General features: G+C 72.6%; 18 protein-coding genes and 1 tRNA gene. 6 read left to right on the top strand and 13 right to left on the bottom strand.

Features of this window, described 5'->3' with window-relative positions; all coding sequences use genetic code 11:
• Positions 1-58 precede the first annotated feature (58 nt).
• Positions 59-1303 carry a cytochrome P450 gene (locus ACZ7L7_RS02825; RefSeq protein ID WP_453601786.1) on the top strand — a complete coding sequence of 415 codons (1245 nt, stop codon included), beginning with the start codon at positions 59-61 and terminating at the stop codon, positions 1301-1303.
• Here the strand turns inward: ACZ7L7_RS02825 and ACZ7L7_RS02820 are convergent.
• From ACZ7L7_RS02820 to ACZ7L7_RS02810, 3 genes are read right to left on the bottom strand one after another with little or no spacing between them, the layout of a single operon-like run.
• Entirely contained in the window at positions 1281-1739 is a 459-nt protein-coding gene (locus ACZ7L7_RS02820) for a hypothetical protein (protein ID WP_285515151.1), read from the bottom strand. The two genes, ACZ7L7_RS02825 and ACZ7L7_RS02820, sit on opposite strands and share 23 nt — an antisense overlap.
• Positions 1736-2374: an RNA polymerase sigma factor gene (locus tag ACZ7L7_RS02815; protein WP_285515150.1), complete on the bottom strand. Its 639-nt coding sequence runs from the start codon at positions 2372-2374 to the stop codon at positions 1736-1738. Before ACZ7L7_RS02815 ends, ACZ7L7_RS02820 begins: the two co-directional genes overlap by 4 nt.
• Positions 2371-3810 (bottom strand): S8/S53 family peptidase, encoded by a 1440-nt coding sequence (locus tag ACZ7L7_RS02810; protein ID WP_453601781.1) that lies wholly within the window; start codon positions 3808-3810, stop codon positions 2371-2373. The genes ACZ7L7_RS02815 and ACZ7L7_RS02810 overlap by 4 nt, the downstream gene beginning before the upstream one ends.
• 109 nt (positions 3811-3919) lie before the next feature.
• On the opposite strand from ACZ7L7_RS02810, the gene ACZ7L7_RS02805 reads away from it, so the two are divergent.
• Positions 3920-6526, top strand: a complete 2607-nt coding sequence (locus tag ACZ7L7_RS02805; RefSeq protein WP_285515148.1) for a CHAT domain-containing protein — start codon at positions 3920-3922, stop codon at positions 6524-6526.
• 257 nt (positions 6527-6783) lie between these two features.
• On the opposite strand, the gene ACZ7L7_RS02800 is transcribed toward ACZ7L7_RS02805, so the two are convergent.
• The gene (locus tag ACZ7L7_RS02800; protein WP_453609210.1) at positions 6784-8532 is read right to left on the bottom strand and encodes a LuxR family transcriptional regulator AbsR2; all 1749 of its coding nucleotides are present in this window, start codon (positions 8530-8532) and stop codon (positions 6784-6786) included.
• A gap of 94 nt (positions 8533-8626) precedes the next feature.
• Here ACZ7L7_RS02800 and absR1 point away from each other — a divergent pair, with 94 nt between their 5' ends.
• Complete coding sequence (gene absR1, locus ACZ7L7_RS02795; RefSeq protein WP_453609213.1) at positions 8627-9712, top strand: beta-glucuronidase AbsR1; 1086 nt, start codon at positions 8627-8629, stop codon at positions 9710-9712.
• A 199-nt stretch (positions 9713-9911) separates the two neighbouring features.
• Positions 9912-12098: an RICIN domain-containing protein gene (locus ACZ7L7_RS02790; RefSeq protein ID WP_285515145.1), complete on the top strand. Its 2187-nt coding sequence runs from the start codon at positions 9912-9914 to the stop codon at positions 12096-12098.
• A 58-nt stretch (positions 12099-12156) separates the two neighbouring features.
• Here the strand turns inward: ACZ7L7_RS02790 and ACZ7L7_RS02785 are convergent.
• The 8 genes from ACZ7L7_RS02785 to ACZ7L7_RS02750 all read right to left on the bottom strand — a co-directional run bounded on the left by ACZ7L7_RS02785 (position 12157) and on the right by ACZ7L7_RS02750 (position 19224).
• Positions 12157-12230: transfer RNA gene (locus ACZ7L7_RS02785), tRNA-Pro, on the bottom strand.
• A 124-nt stretch (positions 12231-12354) separates the two neighbouring features.
• The gene (locus tag ACZ7L7_RS02780) at positions 12355-13680 is read right to left on the bottom strand and encodes an MFS transporter (protein ID WP_285515144.1); all 1326 of its coding nucleotides are present in this window, start codon (positions 13678-13680) and stop codon (positions 12355-12357) included.
• A 119-nt stretch (positions 13681-13799) separates the two neighbouring features.
• Positions 13800-14750, bottom strand: coding sequence for a catechol 2,3-dioxygenase (locus ACZ7L7_RS02775; RefSeq protein ID WP_471427909.1), 951 nt, complete (start codon positions 14748-14750; stop codon positions 13800-13802).
• Positions 14750-15835 carry a 4-oxalomesaconate tautomerase gene (locus ACZ7L7_RS02770; RefSeq protein WP_453608671.1) on the bottom strand — a complete coding sequence of 362 codons (1086 nt, stop codon included), beginning with the start codon at positions 15833-15835 and terminating at the stop codon, positions 14750-14752. The genes ACZ7L7_RS02775 and ACZ7L7_RS02770 overlap by 1 nt, the downstream gene beginning before the upstream one ends.
• Positions 15832-16536 carry a 4-carboxy-4-hydroxy-2-oxoadipate aldolase/oxaloacetate decarboxylase gene (locus tag ACZ7L7_RS02765; protein WP_472074496.1) on the bottom strand — a complete coding sequence of 235 codons (705 nt, stop codon included), beginning with the start codon at positions 16534-16536 and terminating at the stop codon, positions 15832-15834. Before ACZ7L7_RS02765 ends, ACZ7L7_RS02770 begins: the two co-directional genes overlap by 4 nt.
• On the bottom strand, positions 16533-17285 hold the full coding sequence (locus ACZ7L7_RS02760; protein WP_453608676.1) for a PIG-L deacetylase family protein: 753 nt from the start codon (positions 17283-17285) through the stop codon (positions 16533-16535). The genes ACZ7L7_RS02765 and ACZ7L7_RS02760 overlap by 4 nt, the downstream gene beginning before the upstream one ends.
• A gap of 46 nt (positions 17286-17331) precedes the next feature.
• Positions 17332-17982 (bottom strand): GntR family transcriptional regulator, encoded by a 651-nt coding sequence (locus ACZ7L7_RS02755; protein WP_261720049.1) that lies wholly within the window; start codon positions 17980-17982, stop codon positions 17332-17334.
• A 162-nt stretch (positions 17983-18144) separates the two neighbouring features.
• Positions 18145-19224 carry a maleylacetate reductase gene (locus tag ACZ7L7_RS02750; RefSeq protein ID WP_285515140.1) on the bottom strand — a complete coding sequence of 360 codons (1080 nt, stop codon included), beginning with the start codon at positions 19222-19224 and terminating at the stop codon, positions 18145-18147.
• Positions 19225-19355: 131 nt separating this feature from the next.
• On the opposite strand from ACZ7L7_RS02750, the gene ACZ7L7_RS02745 reads away from it, so the two are divergent.
• Positions 19356-19712, top strand: a complete 357-nt coding sequence (locus ACZ7L7_RS02745) for a cupin domain-containing protein (protein ID WP_285515139.1) — start codon at positions 19356-19358, stop codon at positions 19710-19712.
• Between the two features lie 82 nt (positions 19713-19794).
• Here the strand turns inward: ACZ7L7_RS02745 and ACZ7L7_RS02740 are convergent, their stop codons facing one another.
• Positions 19795-20799, bottom strand: a complete 1005-nt coding sequence (locus tag ACZ7L7_RS02740; protein ID WP_285515138.1) for a LacI family DNA-binding transcriptional regulator — start codon at positions 20797-20799, stop codon at positions 19795-19797.
• Positions 20800-20909: 110 nt separating this feature from the next.
• Between ACZ7L7_RS02740 and ACZ7L7_RS02735 the strand changes: the two genes are divergently transcribed.
• Positions 20910-22070 (top strand): Gfo/Idh/MocA family protein, encoded by a 1161-nt coding sequence (locus ACZ7L7_RS02735; protein ID WP_285515137.1) that lies wholly within the window; start codon positions 20910-20912, stop codon positions 22068-22070.
• Positions 22071-22093 lie beyond the last annotated feature (23 nt).

Below are 22093 nucleotides of genomic sequence, written 5' to 3'. Positions count from 1 at the left end.
CGTCCGCCTGGAGCACTCCCGGGCGACAGCGGGCCGGGCTGCGGAGAGGGTGGTGGGCATGACTGAGGAAACCACCACGCTCAACGGCCCGGCCGCGCCGGAGATCCGGGAGTGGCCGACGAAGGACCTCACCGGGACGCAGTTCGACCCGGTCCTCGCCGAGCTCATGCGCGAGGGGCCGCTCACCCGCATCCGGCTGCCGTACGGCGAGGGCTGGGCGTGGCTGGCCACCCGGTACGAGGACGTGAAGGCGATCACCAACGACCCGCGCTTCGGGCGGGCCGAGGTCACCCGGCGTCAGGTGACCCGGATGGCGCCGCACTTCAAGCCGCGCCCCGGCTCCCTCGCCTTCGCCGACCAGCCCGACCACAACCGGCTGCGGCGGCCGGTGGCCGGCGCGTTCACCGTGGGCGCGATGAAGCGGCTGCGACCGCGCGCCCAGCGCATCCTGGACCAGCTGATGGAAGGCGTCGTACGCGACGGCCCGCCCGCCGATCTCATCGAGCGGGTGCTGGAGCCGTTTCCGCTGGCCGTGGTCAGCGAGGTGATGGGCGTACCGGCGGCGGAGCAGGACCAGGTGCACGCCTGGACCCGCACGATCATCTCCACCACGGGCGCCGAGGACGCCGAACGGGCCAAGAACGGCCTGTACGGCTGGATCACCGAGACGGTGCGGTCCCGCGCCCACAGCACGGGCGACGACGTGTACTCGCTGCTGGGCGCCGCCGTGTACCGGGGCGAGATCAGCGAGACCGAGGCGGTCGGCCTCGCCGGCCCGCTGCAGATCGGCGGTGAGGCGGTCACCCACAACTGCGGCCAGATGCTGTACCTGCTCCTCACCCACCCCGAGCTGATGAAGGGCTGGCGGGAGCGCCCCGGGGACCGGGGCGCCGTGGTGGACGAGCTGCTGCGCTGGATCCCGCACCGCAGCAGTGTGGGCCTGGCCCGGATCGCCCTGGAGGACGTCGAACTGCACGGCGTGCGCATCCGCGCCGGTGACCCGGTGTACGTGTCCTACCTGGCCGCCAACCGCGACCCGGAGGTCTACCCGGACCCCGACCGCATCGACCCGGACCGGGACGCCCCGCCCCACCTGGCCTTCGGTAACGGGCCCCACTACTGCACCGGCTCGGTCCTGGCCCGCCTCCAGACGGAACTGCTCCTGACCACCCTGCTCGACCGCCTGCCGGGACTGCGGCTCGCGGTGGACCCGGAGGAGGTCCCCTGGCGCCGGAAGACCATGATCCGCGGCCCGCAGTCCCTGCCCTGCACCTGGTGGCTCAGGCCCGCGTCCACTCCGTGACGACCACCTCGCCGCCGGTTCGCAGTCGTAGCGCGAACGGGCCGGAGACAGGGGTGTCGGTGGTGAAGCGGCCCATCGTGTCCGCCGTCAGGGAGTGGGTCTGCTGGGGGCCGCCGAGGACCTCGATGCCGGCCGGCTGGGGCGGCAGGACCTGGCCCAGCAGACCCTCGTCGGTGACCTCGACATCCACCGTGACCTCACCCGCGGTGAAGGTGAGCATGCGGGGCACGTCGGTGGCGCCGCGTACCGGGATGGCGTCCGTCACCGAGTCGAAGGTCAGCTCGGCGATCCTGGCGTCGAGGTCGTGCAGGGCGTAGGCGTCGACGGCGATGCGGGTCAGCTCCGCCGGGACCGGGTCCAGGATGGCGGCGGCCCGGCGCAGTTCCTCCTCCAGGAGGGTGTCCCGGTAGTCCTCGTGCGTGGTGTCGTCGTTCACAGCGCTCCCCGTGCGTCGAGTCGGGCCCTGAGCCGGCGCAGACAGCGCTGGCGCAGGGGGCCGATGCTGCCCACGGCGATCCCCAGGGCCGCGGACACCTCCTGATAGCTCGGCGGCGGCGAGGACATCAGTACCCGCAGCAACTGGCGGCAGCGATCGCCGAGTTCCTCGAACTCCTGCCACACCCGGCGGACGCGTTCGCTCTGCATGGCGGCGTCCTCGGAGTCCAGCAGGGACTCCTCCGGGGTGCGGTCCTCGCTGACCCGGTCCAGCAGTTGCGGGTCGTCCGTCGGCGTCAGCCGCCGTAAATTCTTCAGCACCTTCAGGCACTCGTGCCGCGCTGTGCTCGCCAGCCAGGACCCGGCCTTGTCGGGTTCCCGGATCCGCCCGAGGTGCTGGGCGAACCGGAACCAGACCGTCTGGTACACCTCGTGGGCGTCCGCGTCGGAGAGCCGGTGTGCGCGCACCACCGACCACACCAGCGGACTGAGTCCTTCCACGAGCGCTTTCCAGGCCGCCGCGTCCCCGTCGACGGCGGACTGGACGAGCGCGCCGACTTCAGCACGATCCACGGCCCCACCCCTCGTGTACGGCAAGTCATCGTACGCCGCGGAGGGGACGGTTCCGAGCCTCATGCCGGAGGACTGAGCGGCACGACCGGAACCGGGCGCCAGGTGGGCGGGCGCAGCGCCGGCACATGCGCCCCGCGCACTTCGGCGTACTCGGTGTTGGAGGCGAGGAGTTGGGTGCGGGCGGCGCGCGGGTCGGTCTCCTTGTGCGCGGTCATGTGCGAGGCGATCATCCCGGCGACCACGGGGGTGGCGAAGGAGGTGCCGCTCCAGTGCGCGAACCCCTCGAACATCACCTGGTCCGGCTTGCCGGTGGGCGCGGCGGCCCGCTCCTCGCTGAGCACGCCGGTGTGGCGCGGGGACTGGCAGGTGCAGACGTAGGCGAAGCCGAACCGGCAGGCGTCGTAGGTGGAGTGCTGGTAGACGTACGGGACGGGCACGTCGAAGCCGGTGAGGGAGCTGGTGAGCCGCTCGCCGGGGGCGTACGCCTTCACCCAGGGGCCGTGGTTGGAGAAGCAGGCGCCGAACTCGCCGTCCGCGCGCAGCGCGCCGACCGAGAGCACGGAGTCGGCGTAGTCGGGCAGGTCGGCGTAGGCGGCGGGCCAGAACGGCGTGGCGCTGGCGTTGTTGCCGGCGGCGGCCACCAACAGGGTGCGCCGGGTGCGCAGTTCCTCCATGAAGGCGGCGAGGCCGAGGAGTCCGTCGGTGCGGCCGTTGGAGGTGCCCGCGGAGAGGCTGAGGATGTCCGGCCAGCCGCCGCGTTCGACGGCCTCGAAGAGCTTGTCGCCGAACTCCGACTCCAGGATGGCGCCCGCGTCGTTGAGGGTGTTGCGGACGGTGATCCCGGTGTTGGGGGCGACGGCGGCGACGAGTCCGGCGATGAACGTGCCGTGTCCGACGTACTGCTGGAGGATGCCGTCGTCGTCGCACTCCTTGATCTGGAGGTCGCCGTCGGTGTGTGCGAGCAGGGGGTAGGAGCGGTAGTCGCGCATCAGTCCGGTGTCGACGACGAGGACTCCGACGGCGGTGTCGGGGTCGTAAGTGCCCTCCGCGGCGGCCGGGTTGGGCGGCTGGGTGAGGGGCGCCGGTACGGGTTCGTCGCCGGGGCAGGCGTTGACCGCGATGGACACGACGTGGTTGCGGCTGACCAGGCGCCGTCCGGCCCGGCCCTCGGCGGCGCGCAGCGCCCGCAGCGCACCCGCGACGGCCCGGTCGCCGCGGCGGTCGCCGTGACCGGGGTCTCCGACCTGGATGCGGGTGATGCCGGAGCGGTTGGTCTCCGGGCTCGCCCGGCGCACACGGTCGGCGGTGAGCCCGGTGAAGGTGGTGAAGTGCTCGCGCACGGTGTCCTCGACGAGGCGGGCCTCCTCGCCGTCCCGGGCGAGGACGACACCCTTCTCGTAGAGGAACTCGGCGGAGTCGTCCGGGCCCATCGCCAACGGGACGTCGGGCATGGAGCGTTGGATCTGCTCGAACTGCTCGTGGAATCGCTGTGGTGCCATGGCGTGTCCTCCCCCTGAGGCGACAGTCGTCAGACAGAGTCGCCGAGCCGCGGATTGATACAGCGCCAGACCTGTATGGCCGGCAACTCGCACCACTACCATCCGTGGAGTGACAGCGGGAAGCGACTCGGTTCTCGAATTGCTGCCGAAGGTGTTCGCCGCTCCCGGGGAGGCGCTGGCCGGGGCGGAGCGGGTGCTGGGGGCCGATCCCTCGCCGCTGCACGCCTCCGTGGCGCACCAGGTGATCGGTATCTGGCAGCGGGACTTCGGCGACATGCGGCTCGCGCTGGACCATCTGCGCCGGGCCCGCGACTTCGCCGCGCGCGCCGATTCCGCGGAGCGGGAGGCGGACGTCCTGGGCACGCTGGGGGTGGCCCTGGTGCACGCGGGGCGTACCCGGCAGGGTCTCGCGGCGTTCGAGCGGGGCATCGCGCGCGGGGCCGGGCACACGCGGGCGCGGGTGCTGTACCGGCGGGCGTATGTGTGGTGGGTGCTGGGCCATCACCGGGAGGCGCTGGAGGACGTACGGCGGGCGATTCCGGTGCTGCGGCAGGCGGAGGACGTCATCTGGACGGCGCGGGCACTGACCTTGCGGGCGACGGTGCATCTGGCGCTGGGCGCGGTGGAGCGGGCGGACGCGGACTTCACGGCGGCCGAGGCGCTGTGGGAGACCACCGGCCAGGAGCACGACAAGGCGGACGCGGTGGAGAGCCGGGGGCTGGCGGCGTTCCGGTCGGGGGACATCCCGGCGGCGCTGCGGCTGCTGGACGAGGCGGAGGAGCGGTACGCGAAGCTGGGCACGCCGACGTTCATGCTGGACATCCGGCGCTGTGAGGTGCTGATGGCGGCGGGGCTCGCCCCGGAGGCGCTGGCGGAGGCGGACGCGGCGATCGGGGTGCTGGACGAGATCGGCGGGCAGTCCACGCGCAAGGCGGAGCTGTTGCTGGTGGCCGCGCGGGCGGCCCGGCTGGCGGGCGACCCGCACACCGCGCTGGCCCGTGCGGCGCTGGCGGTGCGGCTGTTCGCGGGGCAGCGGCGCGGCTGGTGGGAGACGCACGCCCGGCTGGTGCTGATCGAGGCGCGGCTGGCCACGGGGCGGGCCTCGGGGCGGCTGGTCGCGGACGCCGCGTCGGTGGCCGAGCGGCTGGTCGCGTTCGGGGCGCCGGCCGCCCCGGAGGCGTCGCTGCTGGCGGGCCGGATCGCGCTGGAGCTGGGCTGGACGGCCGACGCCGAACGGCACCTGTCGATCGCGGCGCGCAGCAGGCACGCGGGGCCGCCGCTGGCGCGGATGACGGGCTGGGCGGCGCAGGCCCTGCGGGCGCGGGCGGCGGGGTCGGGGCGCGGGGTGCTGGAGGCGTGCCGGCGCGGCCTGGACGTACTGGACGATCACCGTACGACGCTGGGCGCCTCGGAGCTGCGGGCGCGGGCGACCGCACAGGGCGCCGAACTCGCGGCGCTGGCCCAGCAGGTGAGCCTGGACTCGGGTGGGCCGCGGCGGCTGCTGGTGTGGAGCGAGCGGTGGCGGGCGACTGTGCTGTCGGCGCCGCCGACGCGCCCGCCCGCCGATCCGGCCCTGCAGCGCGGCCTCACCGCCTTCCGCGAGATAGCGGCCCGCGCGGAGGAGGCCCGGATGGAAGGACGGCCGGTGCTCGCGCTGGATCGCGAACAGCGCCGTCTGGAACGGGAGATCCGCTCCCGCACCCTGCACATGCGCGGCGAGGAGCCCGGGGACGGCGACCGCTTCGACGCGCGCCGCCTGCTGGAGCGGCTCGGCGACGGGACACGGCTGCTGGAACTGGCCGTGGTGGACGGCAGGGTGCAGGTGCTGCTGTGCGGCAGTGGCCGGGTACGCCGCTACGAGGCCGGACTGCTCGCCGACGCGGAGGTCGAGGCCGAGCATGTGCAGGCCGGACTGCGGCGGCTGGCCCATCCCGGCGCGGAGGCGCGCCTGCCCGTGGTGGAGGCGGCGGGACGCCGTCTGGAGGACCTGCTGCTCGGCCCCGCGGCCCAGCACCTGGGGACCGGCCCGGTCGTGATCGTCCCGCCGGCCCGTCTGCACCGGGTGCCGTGGGCCCTGCTGCCGACGCTGCGGGAGAGGGTAGTCAGCGTGTCGCCCTCGGCGAGCAGTTGGCTGCACGCCCGGGAGACCGAGCCGCCGCCGGGCGGCCGCCAGGTGCTGGTGCGCGGCCCGGGCCTGGCGACGGGCGGCGCGGAGGTGCCGCGGCTCGCGGACCGCTACGGCACACCGACCCTCCTGGAGGGCGACGACGCGAGCGTCCCGCGCGTGCTGAAGGAGCTGGACGGAGCCGCCCTGGCCCACATCGCGGCGCACGGCACCTTCCGGGCGGACAGTCCGCTGTTCTCCTCCCTCCGCATGGCCGACGGCCCGTTGATCGTCCACGACTTCGAGCACCTGGACCGCAGCCCGTACCGCATCATCCTGTCCTGCTGCGACACGGCCCGCTTCGCCTCGGTGGGCGCCGATGAACTCCTGGGCCTGGTCACGGCCCTTCTGCCGCTGGGCACGGCGGGCGTGGTGGCGTGTACGGCGCCGGTGAACGACGCCGCGGTGGTCCCCCTGATGCTCGCCCTCCACGCATCCCTGTCCGCGGGCCTGTCCTTGGCCGAGTCCCTGCGCGACGCCCGGGCGGCCCTGCCGCAGGACGCCCTCCACCAGGCGACGGGGTGGGCGTTCACGGCGTTCGGCGCGGCCTGAGCGTGTCCTGCCCGCGTCGGGCGGGCTGTGCGCCGTGGACGACGCTCATCTTCGGGACGGCGCTGCCCCGCTCGCGTCACGCGGGCTGCGCGGCGCCGCGGGTGGCCTCACACCGCCCGTAGCCGCCCCGCTCGTGTCACGCGGGCTGCGCGTCCGGCAGTTCGACCATCCACGACAGCGCCCCCCGGTCGCTCGCGTCCCGTGGGCTGCGCGGCGCCGCGGGTGGCCTCACACCGCCCGTAGCCGCCCCGCCCGCGTCACGCGGGCTGCGCGTCCGGCAGTTCGACCATCCACGACAGCGCCCCCCGGTCGCTCGCGCCGAGGCGGGCGTACGCGCTGTAGAGGTGGTTGCCGACGGTCCGTACGGACAGGGTGAGGCGCTCGGCGATCTCGCGGTTGCTCAGGCCCGCCGCGGCGAGGGTGACGATCTGGCGTTGCCGGGCGGTGAGTTCACCGAGGACGAGGCCGGACAGGGCCGGTGTGCGGGCGCCCTGGCAGCGGCGGGCGAGGGCGACCGCGCGGGTACGTGAGGTGCGGGCGGCGCGGGGGTCGCGGTGGGCCCGGACCGCCTGGGCGTGCGCCTCGGCCGCGTACAGCAGCAGCCCGCGTTCCCGCAGCGCCTCGGCGGCGCGGTCGAGCGCGGGCCCGTCGCCGCGGGCGAGGGCGTCGGCGTGCTGGGCGAAGACCCCGTCGAGCCGTCCCACGGCCCGCTCCGGGGCGCCGAGGCGGACCGCGTCGTACGGCTCCACCTCGGCGAGCGCCGCGTCCAGGTCGCCGCGCGCCACGGCTGGCCACTCCCCGTCGCCCGCGTCCGCCACCGCCAGGGTCAGTTCACGGCGGCAGCCCTCGTCCTGGGGCGTGGTGCGCAGCCCTTCCCTGGCCCAGGCCTCGGCCTCCCGCAGCCGTCCCCCGAAGCGGGCGAACCGCGCGCGTACGGCCGCGTACTCGGCCGGTACCGGCGCGCCCTCGTCCACCAGCCACTCCCCCACGGGCGCCGACACGGCCCGTACGTCGGCCCGTTGGACGCTGCGGCGCAGTACGGCCGTCTCAGCCGCGAGGGCCCGCGCGCAGTCGTCGGGGGTACGGGCCAGGCGGCGGGCCCGCAGCCGCCCCGCCGCCGCCCGCAGTGCCGGGCCGTGCAGGGGGTGGACGAGGCGTACGTCGCCCTCGTCGTCGATGTGGATCAGGCCGTCGGCCTCCAGGCGTTCCAGGGTCCACAGGTCGAACTCGTCCATGTGCGCGGCCAACGGTTCGCAGAAGGCGAGGCGTTCGAGGGTCTCGCGCTCCTCCGGGTGGACCCGGTCCAGTACGTGTGCGGTGCGCTCGCGCACGGTCGGCGTCAGCGGCAGCGGCCCCCGCCAGGCCCAGGCGTCCGAGTCCGGTACCCGGGTGAGCAGTCCGCGCGCGCGTACCGCGCCCACCAGGTCGCGCAGCAGCCGCAGATCGCCCTGGGACAGGCGGTGCAGCCGGTTCACGGTGAGCGGTTCCAGGCCGCCGTCCGCGATCAGCGGCTCCGTCTCCTCCGGGGGCAGCGGGTCCAGGGCGAGACGGGGCAGCAGCTCCCCCGTCCAGAGCCGGGAGATCGCTCCGGGCGTGGTCGCGCCGTCGGTCGCCACGACCAGCAGGCGGGTGCGTCCCTGTACGGCGAGCTGGTGGACCAGGGCGGCGGAGGCGTCGTCCAGGAGGTGGGCGTCGTCGACGATCAGTTGCCGTACCGACGACAGCAGTTGGACCGCCCGGTGCAGGGTGACGCCCTCGGGCAGCAGGTGCGCGAAGGCGGCGAAGGGGATGGCGCGGGCCTCGGGCGTCCCGGCCACCAGCGCGCAGTCGCCGCCGCGGGTGGCCTCGGCGGCGAGCCGGGTCTTGCCGCTGCCCGCGGCCCCGGTCACCACGATGCCGTGCCTGCCCGCGGCCAGTGACCGGCGGATCAGCTCGACTTCGCTGTCCCGTCCGGTGAACGGCCAGGGCAGCTCCAGGGTCTTCGCATCCCGTTCGTATGTCGTCACACCCAATAGAGGCGGGCTACTCAGTCCTGATACAGGGTGACTTGAGTAGCCCCCGACTCAGGCGCCCGGCCGCCCACGACGGCAACCTTGCCGCATGACCGCTCGCTACTGCTCCCTCGCGCAGCAGTCGGCCCCTCCTCTGGCACCGGGGCTGACCGCCGAGCGGCAGCGCGCGCTCATCGGCGGACGCCGTATGTGGGTCAACAACACGGTCCTGCACTACTACTTCTTCGACGGCGACAACGACGCGTCCGTGATTCCCGTACCGGGAACCGGGGGGTCCCGACGGGTGTCGTGGGTCGGCTCGAAGGAGCAGCGGGACGTGGTGCGCGAGTGCTTCCAGGAGTGGCGGGACCTCGGTATCGGGGTGTCGTTCGCGGAGGTCTCCGACCGCTCGGAAGCGGAGTTGCGGATCGGGTTCCAGCTGGGTGACGGTTCGTGGTCGACCGTGGGCAAGGACGCGCTCCTGGTCGGCCTGAACGAACGCACCATGAACTTCGGCTGGGACCTGACCGTGCCCGGGGAGCGGGCCACCGCCCTGCACGAGATCGGGCACGCGCTCGGCATGCTGCACGAGCACCAGAGCCCGTTCGCCGGTATCCACTGGGACGACGAGGCGGTTCTCGCGGACCTCGCCGGGCCGCCGAACTTCTGGAGCCGGGAGACCACGTACGTCAACATCCTGCGCAAGCTGGACCCGGACGAGGTCAACGGCTCCGTGTGGGATCCGCAGTCGATCATGGAGTATCCGTTCGCGGCGGGGCTGATCCTGGAGCCGGAGCAGTACCGCAGGGGCCTGAACCCGCCGGGCACGCTGTCCGCCGCGGACAAGGAGTTCGTCCTGCGCTGGTACCCGCCGGCCGGCCCCGAGCGGACGCCCGCGCTGGTGCCGTTCCGTTCGGTGCCGCTCACGCTCGGGCCGGGCGAGCAGGCCGATTTCACCGTCGAGCCGCCGGAGACCCGCGAGTTCACGCTGGGCACCTTCGGTGACAGCGACACCGTTGTGGTGGTCTTCGAGGAGCGGGACGGCGAACCCCGCTATCTCACCGGCCGGGACGACGGGGGCACGTCCGGCAACGCCACGATCAGGGCCCGTCTCGTCAAGGGCCGCCGCTACTTCGTCCGTGTGCGGCTGTACTCCGCCTGGGGGTCGGGGGAAACCGCAGTGATGTGCTGGTAACAGCACGGAGACAGCCGTACGCGGACGGACGGACCACCACAGTCCGGCGCCGGGGGAGCTGCCGAACTCGCCGCCTTCGGGGGAGGGCGACGAGTTCGGCAGCGTCGTTTTTTGTTGCCCCTCTTATCTTCACCCTCCTTAATTCAACACTTACTTCATCCCTTGACGTAAGTGGTCCGTACCTTTATGTTTCGCGAGCATGACAAGAACCCACCCCCCAGCCGCCGCTTCCCTGGCGGTACTCTCCCTGGCCGCCGGCCTGCTGGCCGCCGTGCCCACGACGGCACAGGCCGCGCCCGAGGCACTGCCCACCGGCTTCGCCACCGTCATGAACGCCGCCAGCGGACGCTGCCTGGACGCCCGCGCGGCGGCCACCGCGAACGGCACGGCCGTACAGCAGTACTCCTGCAACGGCACCACCGCCCAGCGCTGGAGCTTCACCGCCACCGGCGACGGCTACGTCCGGATCAACAACGCCAACAACACCGGCCAGGTCGTCGACGTCGCCGAGGTCTCCTCAGCCGACAACGCCCCGGTCCACCTGTGGGCCTACGGCGGCGGCGCCAACCAGCAGTGGCGGGCGGAGGACCTGGGCGGCGGCGCGTACCGCTTCGTCAACCGGCACAGCGGCAAGTGCCTGGACGACCCGGGCGCCTCGACCGCCGACAGCGTGCAGTTCGTCCAGTACACCTGCAACGGCAGCGCGGCCCAGCGCTTCCAGGTGGTGCCGGTCTCCCCGTCGACGGCCAACCCCGATCTCGGCCCGAACGTCGTGGTGTTCGACCCTTCGACGCCCTCCTCGACGATCCAGTCCCGGCTGAACACGATCTTCCAGCAGCAGGAGGAGAACCAGTTCGGCTCCCAGCGGTACGCCGTGCTGTTCAAGCCGGGTGCATACAACGCGGACGTCAACGTCGGCTTCTACACCCAGGTCGCGGGCCTCGGCCTCACCCCGGACGCGGTCACCGTCAACGGCGCGGTGCACGCCGAGGCGGACTGGTTCCCGCCGCAGAACGCCACCCAGAACTTCTGGCGCGGCGCCGAGAACCTGTCGGTCAACCCGACCGGCGGCAACGACCGTTGGGCGGTCTCGCAGGCCGCGCCGTACCGCCGGATGCATCTGCGCGGCAACCTCGCCCTGGACGACGGCGGCTGGGCCAGCGGCGGCCTGTTCGCCGACACCAAGGTCGACGGCCAGGTCAACTCCGGTACCCAGCAGCAGTGGCTGACCCGCAACTCCCAGCTCGGCAGCTGGACCGGCGCCAACTGGAACATGGTCTTCGTCGGCAGCCAGGGCGTCCCGGCCACCAGCTTCCCCAGCCCGCCCTACACGACGGTCGGCCAGACCCCGGTCACCCGCGAGAAGCCCTTCCTCTACGTCGACGGCGACGGCGCCTACAAGGTGTTCGTCCCGTCCCTGCGCACCAACTCCACGGCCACGAGCTGGGCGGGCGGCACCCCCGCCGGAAGCTCGCTCTCCCTGGACAGCTTCCACATCGTGAAGCCGGGCGCGACCGCCGCGGAGATCAACTCGGCGCTGGCGGCGGGCAAGAACCTGCTGGTCACCCCCGGCGTGTACCACCTGGACCGCACGCTCCAGGTGAACCGCGCCGACACGGTCGTCCTGGGCCTGGGCCTCGCCACCTTCGTCCCCGACAACGGCGTGACCGCCATGAAGGTGGCCGACGTCGACGGCGTGAAGGTCGCGGGCATCCTCTTCGACGCGGGGACCACCAACTCCCCCACCCTGATGGAGGTCGGCCCGCCCGGCGCGTCCGCCTCGCACGCCGCCAACCCGACGTCCCTGCACGACGTGTACTTCCGCGTCGGCGGCGCCCACGTCGGCAGGGCGACCACCAGCCTGGTCGTCAACAGCGACCACGTCATCGGCGACCACACCTGGATCTGGCGCGGCGACCACGGCAACGGCATCGGCTGGAACTCCAACACCGGCGACACCGGCCTGATCGTCAACGGTGACAACGTCACCATGTACGGCCTGTTCGTCGAGCACTACCAGAAGTACCAGACGATCTGGAACGGCAACGGCGGCCGGACGTACTTCTACCAGAACGAGATGCCCTACGACCCGCCCAACCAGGCCGCCTGGATGAACGGCTCCACCCAGGGTTACGCCGCCTACAAGGTCGCCGACAGCGTCACCAGCCACCAGGCGTACGGCCTCGGCAGCTACTGCTACTTCAACGTCAACCCGAGCGTCACCGCCGAACGCGCCATCGAGGCCCCGAACCGCCCCGGCGTCACCTTCACCAGCATGGTGACCGTCTCCCTGGGCGGCACCGGCACCATCCGCCACGTCATCAACGACCGCGGCGGCCCCTCCAACTCCACGACCAACGTGGCCAACCTGCGCAGCTATCCGTAAGGCCCGCACACACCAGAGGTCCCCGCGGGCTACTGCCCGCGGGGACCTCTTCGCACCGTCGGGACGACAGGATTTGAACCTGCGACCCCTTGACCCCCAGTCAAGTGCGCTACCAAGCTGCGCCACGTCCCGGTGCGCCCGCTCGCGGTACTCCGCGAGAACGCGCAGGTAAACCTTACCGTATGCGACCGGATGCTCGGGTCTGCGCGACCCTGCCGGCGGACGCCGGCCGGTGGGGCCGGCGTCCGGGGTCCGGTCAGTGCGCGGTGGCCAGTTCCTGGGGGGCGGTGCCGGCCGGGGTCCGGCGGGTGCCGCGCAGGGCGGCGATGCCGATGAGGACCGTGGAGGAGAGTCCTGCCAGGGCGAAGGCGGTGAAGCCCCAGTCGCCGTGGTCCGCGGCGAGCAACTGGCCGCCGAGCCACGGGCCGAAGACGGCGCCGAAGCGGCCCATACCGGAGGTCCAGCCGACGGCCGTGGCGCGGTTGTCGGGCCGGGAGCGGATCGAGACGGTGGCGTAGATCATCGTCTGGGCGCTGTTGAGGAACACGCCGGTGAGGAAGACGACCGTCATGGTGACGGCGAGCGGCATGTGGACGCTGAGCAGGAACACCCCGGCCGCGGTGAGCGCGAACCAGATCGCCGAGATGCGCGGGGCGCCGAAGCGGTCGGCGGCGCGTCCGGCCAGCAGCATGCCCGTGATGCCACCGAGGTTGAAGACGACCACGAAGGTGAGGGCGGAGCCCAGTTCGTAGCCCTCGGCGCGCATCAGGGTGGGCAGCCAGGTGGCGACGCCGTAGACCAGGAGGAGTCCGCCGAAGGAGGCGAGCCAGTACAGCAGGGTCTGGATCCACTCGCCGCCGCGGAAGAGGGCGACCAGGCTTGCCCAGCGGTCGGCGGCGGTCGTCTTCTCGGGCTTGGCGGCGGGGAGTTCCACGTCGTAGCGGGTGGCCAGGGCACGGGCCTCCTCGGCGCGGCCCTTGGCGAGGAGGAAGCTCAGGGACTCGGGGAGGAACTTCGCGAGCACCGGGGCGAAGAGCAGGGGGGCGACGCAGACCCAGAAGGCGGCGCGCCAGCCGGCCGGTTCGATCAGCCACTTGGCGACGTAGGCGGAGAGTATGCCGCCCGCGTGGTGGGCGGTCATCAGCATGCCGATGACGAGGGCGGCCCGGCCGCGTGGGGCGTAGTCGGAGACCATGCTGATCGCGGTGGGGAGCAGGCCGCCGAGCCCGATGCCGGCGAGGGTGCGGCCGAGGCCGAAGACGGCGACGGAGTCGGCGATCGCGCAGAGGCCGGAGGCCAGCGAGAACAGGGTCACGCAGGCCACCATCAGCTTCTTGCGGCCGATCCGGTCCGCCACCGTGCCCGCGGTGAGCGCGCCGACGAGCATGCCGAAGGTGGCGTAGGAGCCGAGGTCGCCGGCCTGGTCGGGGGTGAGGCCGAAGGTGCCGGTCTCCAGCAGGTGCGGCAGGACCGAGCCGTAGATGAACATGTCGAGCCCGTCGAAGAGCACGGCGAGCCAGCACAGTCCGATGACCAGGACGGCGAGTCTGCCGCCGCGGGCGGTGGGAGCGAGGGGGGACATCGTTGTTCTTCCTCTCGTGCGGGGTGCGCGCTAGACGCTAAGGAGCCGCACGGAAAGAGTCAACGTTTTTGTTAACAATCTCATCGACAATCATCCGCGCGGCTCCTCGCGCACTCCGGTTACCCCACGGGCGGGGTGCCGTGGGTGTGGAACGACTCGATGGTCCTCAGGCCCCAGGCCTGCCCCTTCTTGCGCTCCTCCTCGGTCCAGGTGATCAGCGGCCAGTCCGGCGCCAGGACGAGCCGGGTGAGCGGATTGCATAGCTCGATCCGGTTGCCGCCCGGCTCGTAGACGTAGAGGAAGAACGTCTGCTGGATGGCGTGCTTGTGCGGCCCTGTCTCGATGAACACGCCGGTGTCGATGGCGAGATCGGCGGCGCGCAGGATCTCCTCGCGGGTGTCGGTGGCGAAGGCGAGGTGGTGCAGCCGTCCGCTGGAGCCGGTCCAGTCCGAGGTGTAGACGACGTCGTAGGACTTGTTCGTGTACGTCAGCCAGCGGGCGGCGATCCGCCCGCTGTCCAGTTGGATCTGTTCCGTCGGCCGGGCGCCGAGCACGTGCCGCTGGAACTCGGCGTTGGCGAGCACATCGGCGGCGAGGAAGTTGACGTGGTCGAGGCGGCGGACGCCGACGCCCCGGTTGGGTTTGGCCTGCGGCTGGTTCTTCAGCGCGGGGCGCAACTCCTCGGGCGCGTCGTAGTGTTCGCTCTCCCAGTACAGGGCGTGCTCGTGGCCGTCCGGGTCGGTGGTGACGTAGAGCCTGCCCAGGCCCGGTTCGTCCTCGACCCATTCCCCGGTGCCGCCCGCCGCCTCGACTGCCTTCACCCGCCGCAGCAGGGCCTCTTCGCTGGAGGTGCGCAGGGCGAGGCGGCCGAGGCCGGGCCGGTCGCGGGCGGTGAGGACCAGGCTGTGGTGCTCGTAGTCGTCGTAGGTGCGCAAATAGACGGTGTCACCCTGCTGGTGATGGACCGTCAGTCCGAGGTAGTCGGTGAAGAAGGCGACGCTGGCGTCCAGGTCGGGGGTGAACAACTGGGCGTGGCCGATGTGGGCGATGTCGCCGAGCGGCGGAGTCATCATTGACCTCCTTGAGGGTGTGCGGCGGCGGCCCGGGGGAAGACGGTGCCGTCGAAGAGCTTGCGGGCGGTGCGGACCACGGCGGTGCGGCGCGCCATGGGGAGGCCGTCGGCGCCGGTGCCGAGACTGCTCTCGATGTCCAGGAAGCCCGTGGGGTGTTCGATACGGACCCTGTCGTCGGCGGGGTCGATCCGGGCCAGGTCCGTGCCGACTCCGGCGTCGAGGCGCAGGCCCGCGGCCACACTGGCCGCGCCCAGCACCCCGATCGAGGTGTGGCAGCGCTCGGGGATGAAGGTGCGGGTGGTGATCGCGCCGCCGTACCGGGGTGGGGCGAGGAGGGTCAGTTTCGGCACGGTCGTCGCGGAGACGTCACCCAGGCCCATCAGCCGGCCCGCGCCGAGCCTGATCCGGCACAGCCGGTCCGTGAGTGCGGTGTTCGCCTCCAGTTCCGCGGGCGACTCGTACCCGCTGACCTTCAGCGCCTCCGCCTCCATCAGCACCGTCGGCATGCCGTTGTCCACACAGGTCACCGGTATGCCGTCGAGCTCGTCCCGGACGCGTCCGGTGGGCAGCAGGGGCGAGGTGCCCGGCGGGAACTCGATCAGCACGGGCGCCGCCGTACCGGGCACGCCGGAGATCTCGGTGTCCCCGGTGTACTCGACCCGCCCGCCCGGGGTCGGGAAGGTCGCCGTCGCCAGGTCGCCGCTGTTGAGCATGCGGATGCGTACGGCGGTCCGCTCCTCCCCCGCCGGGACCAGCCCGCGCTCGACGGCGAACGGGCCGATCCCGGCGAGGAGGTTCCCGCAGTTCTGACGGTGACTCACCTCGGGCCGGTCGACGGCGATTTGGAGGAAGAGGTAGTCGACGTCGGCGTGCGGGTCGGCCGACGTCGCCACCACGGCCACCTTGCTGGTGAGCGGGTGGGCACCGCCGAGGCCGTCGATCTGGCGCTCGTCCGGGCTGCCCATGATCCGCAGCAACAGCTCGTCGCGGGCCGCCGGTTCGGCGGGCAGGTCGGAGGCGAGGAAGTAGGCGCCCTTGGAGGTACCGCCGCGCATCAGCAGACAGGGCACCGCCTCGGTCACGACCGCTCCCCCTCGTACTCCTGGTACGTCCGGTACTCGACGCCGAGCCGCTTGAGGGTGTCGCGCAACCCGTAGCGGTCCAGGCCGAGTTCGCCGTCGAGGAAGGCGGCGCGGGTGGCGGCCTCCTTGGCCTCACGGGCCTCGGCCTTCGTCACCGTCTCGCGGGCGCGCTCGCGGGGGACGACCACCACGCCGTCGGCGTCGGCGAGGATCACATCACCCGGGTGGATCACTTGGCCGTCGATGGCGATCGGCACATTGACCGAGCCGCCGGTCGCCTTGACCGTGCCCTGCGCGGACACCGCCCGGGACCAGGCGGGAAAGCCCATCTCCCGCAGTTCCTGGGTGTCCCGGACGCCGGTGTTCAGGACAACGCCGCGTACGCCCCGTCGCTGCAGCGCGGTCGCGAACAGTTCGCCGAACAGGCCGTCCGTGCACGGGGAGGTGGTGGTGACGACCAGGATGTCGCCCTCGCCGCACTGCTCCACGGCGGCGTGGATCATGAGGTTGTCGCCGGGCCAGCTCAGCACGGTGACGGCGGTCCCGGCGACCCGCACGCCCTGCTGGACGGGGCGGATGTCCGGGCCCAGCAGGCCCGTTCGCCCCATCGCCTCGCTGACGGTGGCCACCCCGAAGCGGGCCAGCGCGTCGACGTCGGCCAGGTCCGCCTTCGGGGGGCCGGTGACGATCATGCCGCTCATGCCAGCTCCTTCGCGATCTGCGGGAAGGGCCGCATGAACGCCTCGGCCATCGTCTTGTGCGCAAGCCCCAGGTTGGGTCCGGCGTTGCGCTTGAGCTGGACGCCCCGGCGGACGGCGAGGTCGGTGTAGTAGTCCCACAGGTGCTGCTGGGCGGCGAGGCACTCCATCGCCTTGCGCTTGGTCTCCCACACCTCGGTGATGTCGAGCAGCACCTCCGGGCGGAAGCCGCTCATCTCGGGCTGGTGGGGCTCGAAGTAGAAGACGGGCGGGGCGCCGATGATGTCGCCCTCGCCCGGGTAGCCGATGGCCTGGGCGAGGATGCGGGCCTGAAGGGCCATCCGGTTGGCGGCCGGGTGGTCGTCGTTGTAGGGGTCCTCGACGGGGTGGGTGAGCACCACGTCCGGCTGGGTCTCGCGGTAGACGTGGACGAGCCGGTCGGTCAGTTCGGCGGTGGGCACGAGCGGGTAGTCACCGGCGTCGAAGAAGCGGACCTCGGCGCCGAGGGTGGCGGCGGCGCGCTCGGCCTCGTCGCGCCGTATGGCCTTGATCTCCGCCAGCCGCTTCCCCTCGCGCCATGCCTTGGCGGACTCGCCGCGCTCGCCGAAGGTCAGACAGGCGATGGTGACCCGCTCGCCCCGGGACGCGGCCAGGGCGATGGCGCCACCGGCCCGCCACACGAAGTCCCCGGCGTGCGCGGTGACGACGAGCGTCGAGCGTGGTCGGGTGGCGGGCGCGTTGGCATGAGTCATGTCTGCGAACTCCTTGATGACAGGTGGACGCCCGCCTCGCACGAGTTCAGTCGCGCAACGCCTCGATGACGCTGCTGAGGTGGGCGCGGACGGCCTTCTCGGCCGCCTCGGGGTCCCTGGCCCTGATCGCCTCGATCATCGCCAGATGCTCTTTCAGGGACTGCTGCGGACGCCCCGGCCTGAGCGCCAGCTGGAAGCGGTGGCGCACCAGTTGGGCGTTGAGCCGTTCCAGCAGCTCCAGTGCGGTGCGCTGGCCGGAGAACTCCCGGATCCGGGCGTGCAGTTCATGGTTGAGGTCGGAGTAGGTGACCGGCTCGCCGTCGGCCACGGCCTTGGTCATCGCCGTGCCCAGCTCGGTGAGTTCGGCCAGTTGCGCGTCGCTGGCGGCGACGGCTGCCTTCGCCGCGCACAGTCCTTCCAGGACCATGCGGCACTCGGTGATGGCGACCGCCTCCTCGACCGTGACCACCCGCACCCGCGAGCCGCGGTTGCGGATCCGCTCGACGAGGCCCTGGGCCTCCAGATCGATGAGCGCCCCTCGGATGCTCGCCCGGGTCACACCGAACTGCTCGGCGAGTTCGTTCTCCACCAGCCGCTGCGCCGGTGCCATCTCGCCGTGCAGGATCGCCTGCCGCAACTGCGCGAGCGCGTGCTGCTTGGCCTGCTCCCCGGTGCTCGGACGGGCTTCGTTCGGCATCGCTGCCCTCCCTGAGTGAGTGCCTGTCGAACCTAAATCTAGCCCGACAGAATTGTCAACAATTTTGTCGGGCATACGGGCGACGGGCGTACGAGCGCGTGCGGATGCGGATGCGGATGCGCACAGGCTCGGCGGCGGCGACTACTCCGTCGGGCGCGCGGGCTACGGCGTCGGTGCCACGCCCTCGTACGCCGCGCGCAGGATGCCGAGCACCCCGTCCACCGTCACGGTCCGCGGATTCTCGAACGCCTCACCCGTGACCTGGGCCGCCGCCCACGCCAAGTCCGTTTCCTTCAGCCCGAGTTCGGCCAGCGAGTGCGGGGCGCCGAGCCCCCGGGGCAGCTCCCACAGGGCGCGCGGGGCGTCGTCGGTGCGCAGGGCGCGGGCGACGGCAGCGGCGGCCTCGGGGGCGGCCGGTGCGTTGTGGGCGAGGACATGGGGCAGGACGAGCGTGTGCGTCTCGGCGTGCGGCAGATCGAAGGAGCCGCCGAGGACATGGCAGAGCTTGTGGTGCAGGCCCATGGTGGCGGCGCCCAGACTGGTCCCGCACAGCCAGGCCCCGTACAGCGCACGGCTTCTGGCGGGCAACGACCCGGGGTCGGCGGCCACCGCGGGCAGCGCCTCGGCCATCACGCGGACGCCCTCCTCGGCGGTCAGCCTGGTCAGGGGCGATGCGTCCCGGGCGTACAGGGCCTCGACCGCGTGCGCGAGGGCGTTGACGCCGCTGGTCACGGAGAGCGGCACGGGGAGCGAGAGGGTCAGCCGAGGGTCGTAGACGACGCTCCTCGGACGTACGGCCGGGTCGCGGCCGGTGCGTTTCACACCGTGTTCCGTCAGGCCCCAGATCGACGTCATCTCGGAGCCGGAGTAGGTGGTCGGTACGGCGATCAGCGGCAGTCCGGTGCGCAGCGCGACGGCCTTGCCGAGGCCGATGGAGGAGCCGCCGCCGACCGCGAGGCATCCGTCGGCGCCCGCCGCGCGCGCCGCCTCCACGGCCCGGTCGGCCACCTCCGTCGGCACATGCATACGGGCCTCGGCGTGCACCCCGGCACAGAGCGGCCCGAGTGCCTCCGCGAGGGGACGTACGGCCTCGGCGCCGCGTGCTCCGCACAGCACCAGCAGCCGCCGCAGCCCCAGCCGCCCTGCCTCCTCGGCGGGCGCCGTCAGGGCGGCGCCGGGGCGCAGCACGGTCCGCACGGGCGGGGAGTCGTGGAGGAAGGAGAGGGTGTCGTCGTCCGTCATGGCCACTCCTTCAACAGGTCGGGTCCGCCCGCCCCGAAGGGCGGGTCCCCGACGAAGTGTCCCCCCACCTGGTCCGATCCCGCACACTCTGTCGGCGCCCGGGACCGGCCCACGCTGGTTAGGGTCACGCCATGAGCCATGCCCTGCCTCCCAGTTTCGCGGTCCACGTCCCCGACGCCGAACTCGAACCCGACCCGCTCGACCCGGCCCAGATCGTCTCCGGCACCCCCGAGGTGACCGGCAAGGTGATCTGGGAGTCCCCGGACGGGCGTCAGATCCGGGGCATCTGGCAGATCACGCCGGGCGTGGTCACCGACACGGAGGCGGACGAACTGTTCGTGGTCCTCAGCGGCTCGGCCACGATCGAGGTCGAGGGTGGCGACACGCTGAAGGTGGGTCCCGGCGACATGGCGGTGCTCCGCGCGGGCGACCGCACGACGTGGACGGTGCACGAGACGCTGCGGAAGGTGTACGCGATCAACCTGTGACGGGTTGCGGACGAACCCGCCGTGGCGCAGCACTTCGTGCAGGTGCCGCGGCCGCCCTGCCGGTCGGCCGCACCCCGCCCGATCACACCGTGCCCGGCGCTCCCGTACTCCCCCGCACCTCCAGCACCGGCCCCGCCAGATGCACCCGCCCAGGCGCCTCCCGGTGCTCGAAGCGGTCCAGCAGACACCGTGCCGCCCGCCGCCCCACGTCGTGCCCGCTGCCGTCCACGGTGGTCAGCCAGACGTGCCGGAGCCGGGAGATGCTGGTGTTGTCGTAGCCGACGACGGACAGGTCGCGCGGTGCCGCCAGACCCAGTTCCTCGGCCGCCGACAGCGCGCCGACCCCGGTGATGTCGTTGACGGCGAAGACGGCCGTCGGCCGGGAGGGGCCGGCGAGGAGCCGGACCATGGTGCGGTAACCGCCCTCCTCGGTCATGTCGCTGGGTTCCACCCGGGCGGAGTCGGCGAGCCCGTGCGCCCGCATGGTCTCCTCGAAGCTGCGGCGGCGCAGTTCGCCGACCGCGCCGTAGCCCGCGATGTGCGCGATGCGGCGGTGGCCGAGGCCGATCAGGTGCTCGGTGGCCAGCCGGGCGCCCTGTTCGTCGTCCCCCGCCACGACGTCGACGTGCGGCGGCACCGCCTCGCGGGCGCCCGCGACCACGACCGGCATCCGGGCGGCGACCGGACCGAGCGCGGCCGGGTCGGGCAGGGTGCCGACCACGACCAGGCCGTCGACGCGCAGGTCGAGGAAGGGGTCGGCCGGGTCCTGGCCGGTGCGGCGGTTCAGGCGGGCGTCGGCGAGCAGCATGTGCAGGCCGTTGTCGTGCAGCAGGGAGTTCAGCCCGTCGAGCAGGTCCACGAACCACGGGTTGCGCAGGTCGTTCAGGAGGACGCCGACGGTGCGGGTGCGGCGTTCGCTGAGGCTGCGGGCGGCGGTGTTCGGGCGGTAGCCGAGTTCGCGTACGGCCCGCAGTACGGCCTCCCGCTTCTCCGGCCGTACCTGGTCGGAGCCGCGCAGCACCAGGGAGACCAGGGACTTGGAGACACCGGCCCGTTCGGCCACGTCGCGGATGGTCGGCGCTCTCATGGGATGGACCGTTCCATGTCCACGCCACGCTTGTCAAAGGGTTGACACCAGGACGTAAGGGCGCCCAGGGTGGTTCCGCAAGTTCTGGACCGGTCCAAAGAGGGGCTGTCATGGTGGATGCGCTCGGAGTCGCCGTCGTCGGGTTCGGCTGGATGGGGCGGGTGCACACCCAGGCGTACGCCCGCGTCCGCCACCACTATCCGCAGCTCGCGGTGCGCCCGGAGCTGGTGGCCGTCGCGGAGGAGGTGCCGGGCCGGGCGGAGGAGGCCGCCGCGCAGTTCGGGTTCGCCTCGGCGACCCGCGACTGGCGCGAGGTGGCCGCCGACCCGCGGGTGAAGGCGGTCAGCGTCACCGCCCCGAACTTCCTGCACCGCGAGATCGGTGTCGCCATGGCGGAGGCCGGCAAGCACATCTGGATCGAGAAGCCGGTCGGCCTGACCGCCGAGGACGCCGGGGCGGTCGCCGACGCGGTGGCCAAGGCGGGCGTCCAGGGCGCCGTCGGCTTCAACTACCGCAACGCGCCCGCCGTGGAGGCCGCCCGCGATCTGATCGCCTCGGGTGACATCGGCACCGTCACCCACGTCCGCTTCCGGCTGTTCAGTGACTATGCCGCCCACCCCGAGGGCGCGCTGACCTGGCGGTACGAGCGGGAGCGCGGCGGCAGCGGGGTGCTCGGCGACCTGGCCTCGCACGGCGCGGACCTCGCCCGGTACCTGCTCGGCGACATCACCTCCGTCGCCGCCGACACGGCCGTCTTCGTGCCCGAACGGGCCCGGCCCGTGGGCGCCACGGCCGGTCACACCCGCGCCGCCGGCGGCGAACTCGGGCCGGTGGAGAACGAGGACTACGTCAACTGCCTGCTCCGCTTCGCCTCGGGCGCCCGCGGTGTGCTGGAGGCGTGCCGGGTCTCGGTGGGCGAGCAGAACAACTACGGCTTCGAGGTGCACGGCACCAAGGGGGCGGTGTTCTGGGACTTCCGCCGGATGAACGAACTCGGGGTGAGCCGCGGTTCGTCGTACCAGGACCAGCCGGTGAGCACGGTGTACGTCGGTCCGGGCGACGGTGAGTTCGGCGCGTTCCAGCCGGGCGCGGCCAACGCCATGGGCTACGACGACCTGAAGGTCGTCGAGGCCTACCGCTTCCTGCGCTCCGTCGCCGACGGCGTCCCGTACGGCGCCACGCTCGCCGACGCGGTGCACAGCGCGGCGGTGCTGGACGCGATGACCCGCTCGGCGGCGGAGGGCGGCTGGGCCGATGTGACCGGCGGGTGACGGGTCGGGCGGCCGACCCCGGC

The organism is Streptomyces sp. NPDC110618 (genome assembly GCF_055657065.1).
This window is presented reverse-complemented; position numbering and strand designations above follow the sequence as displayed.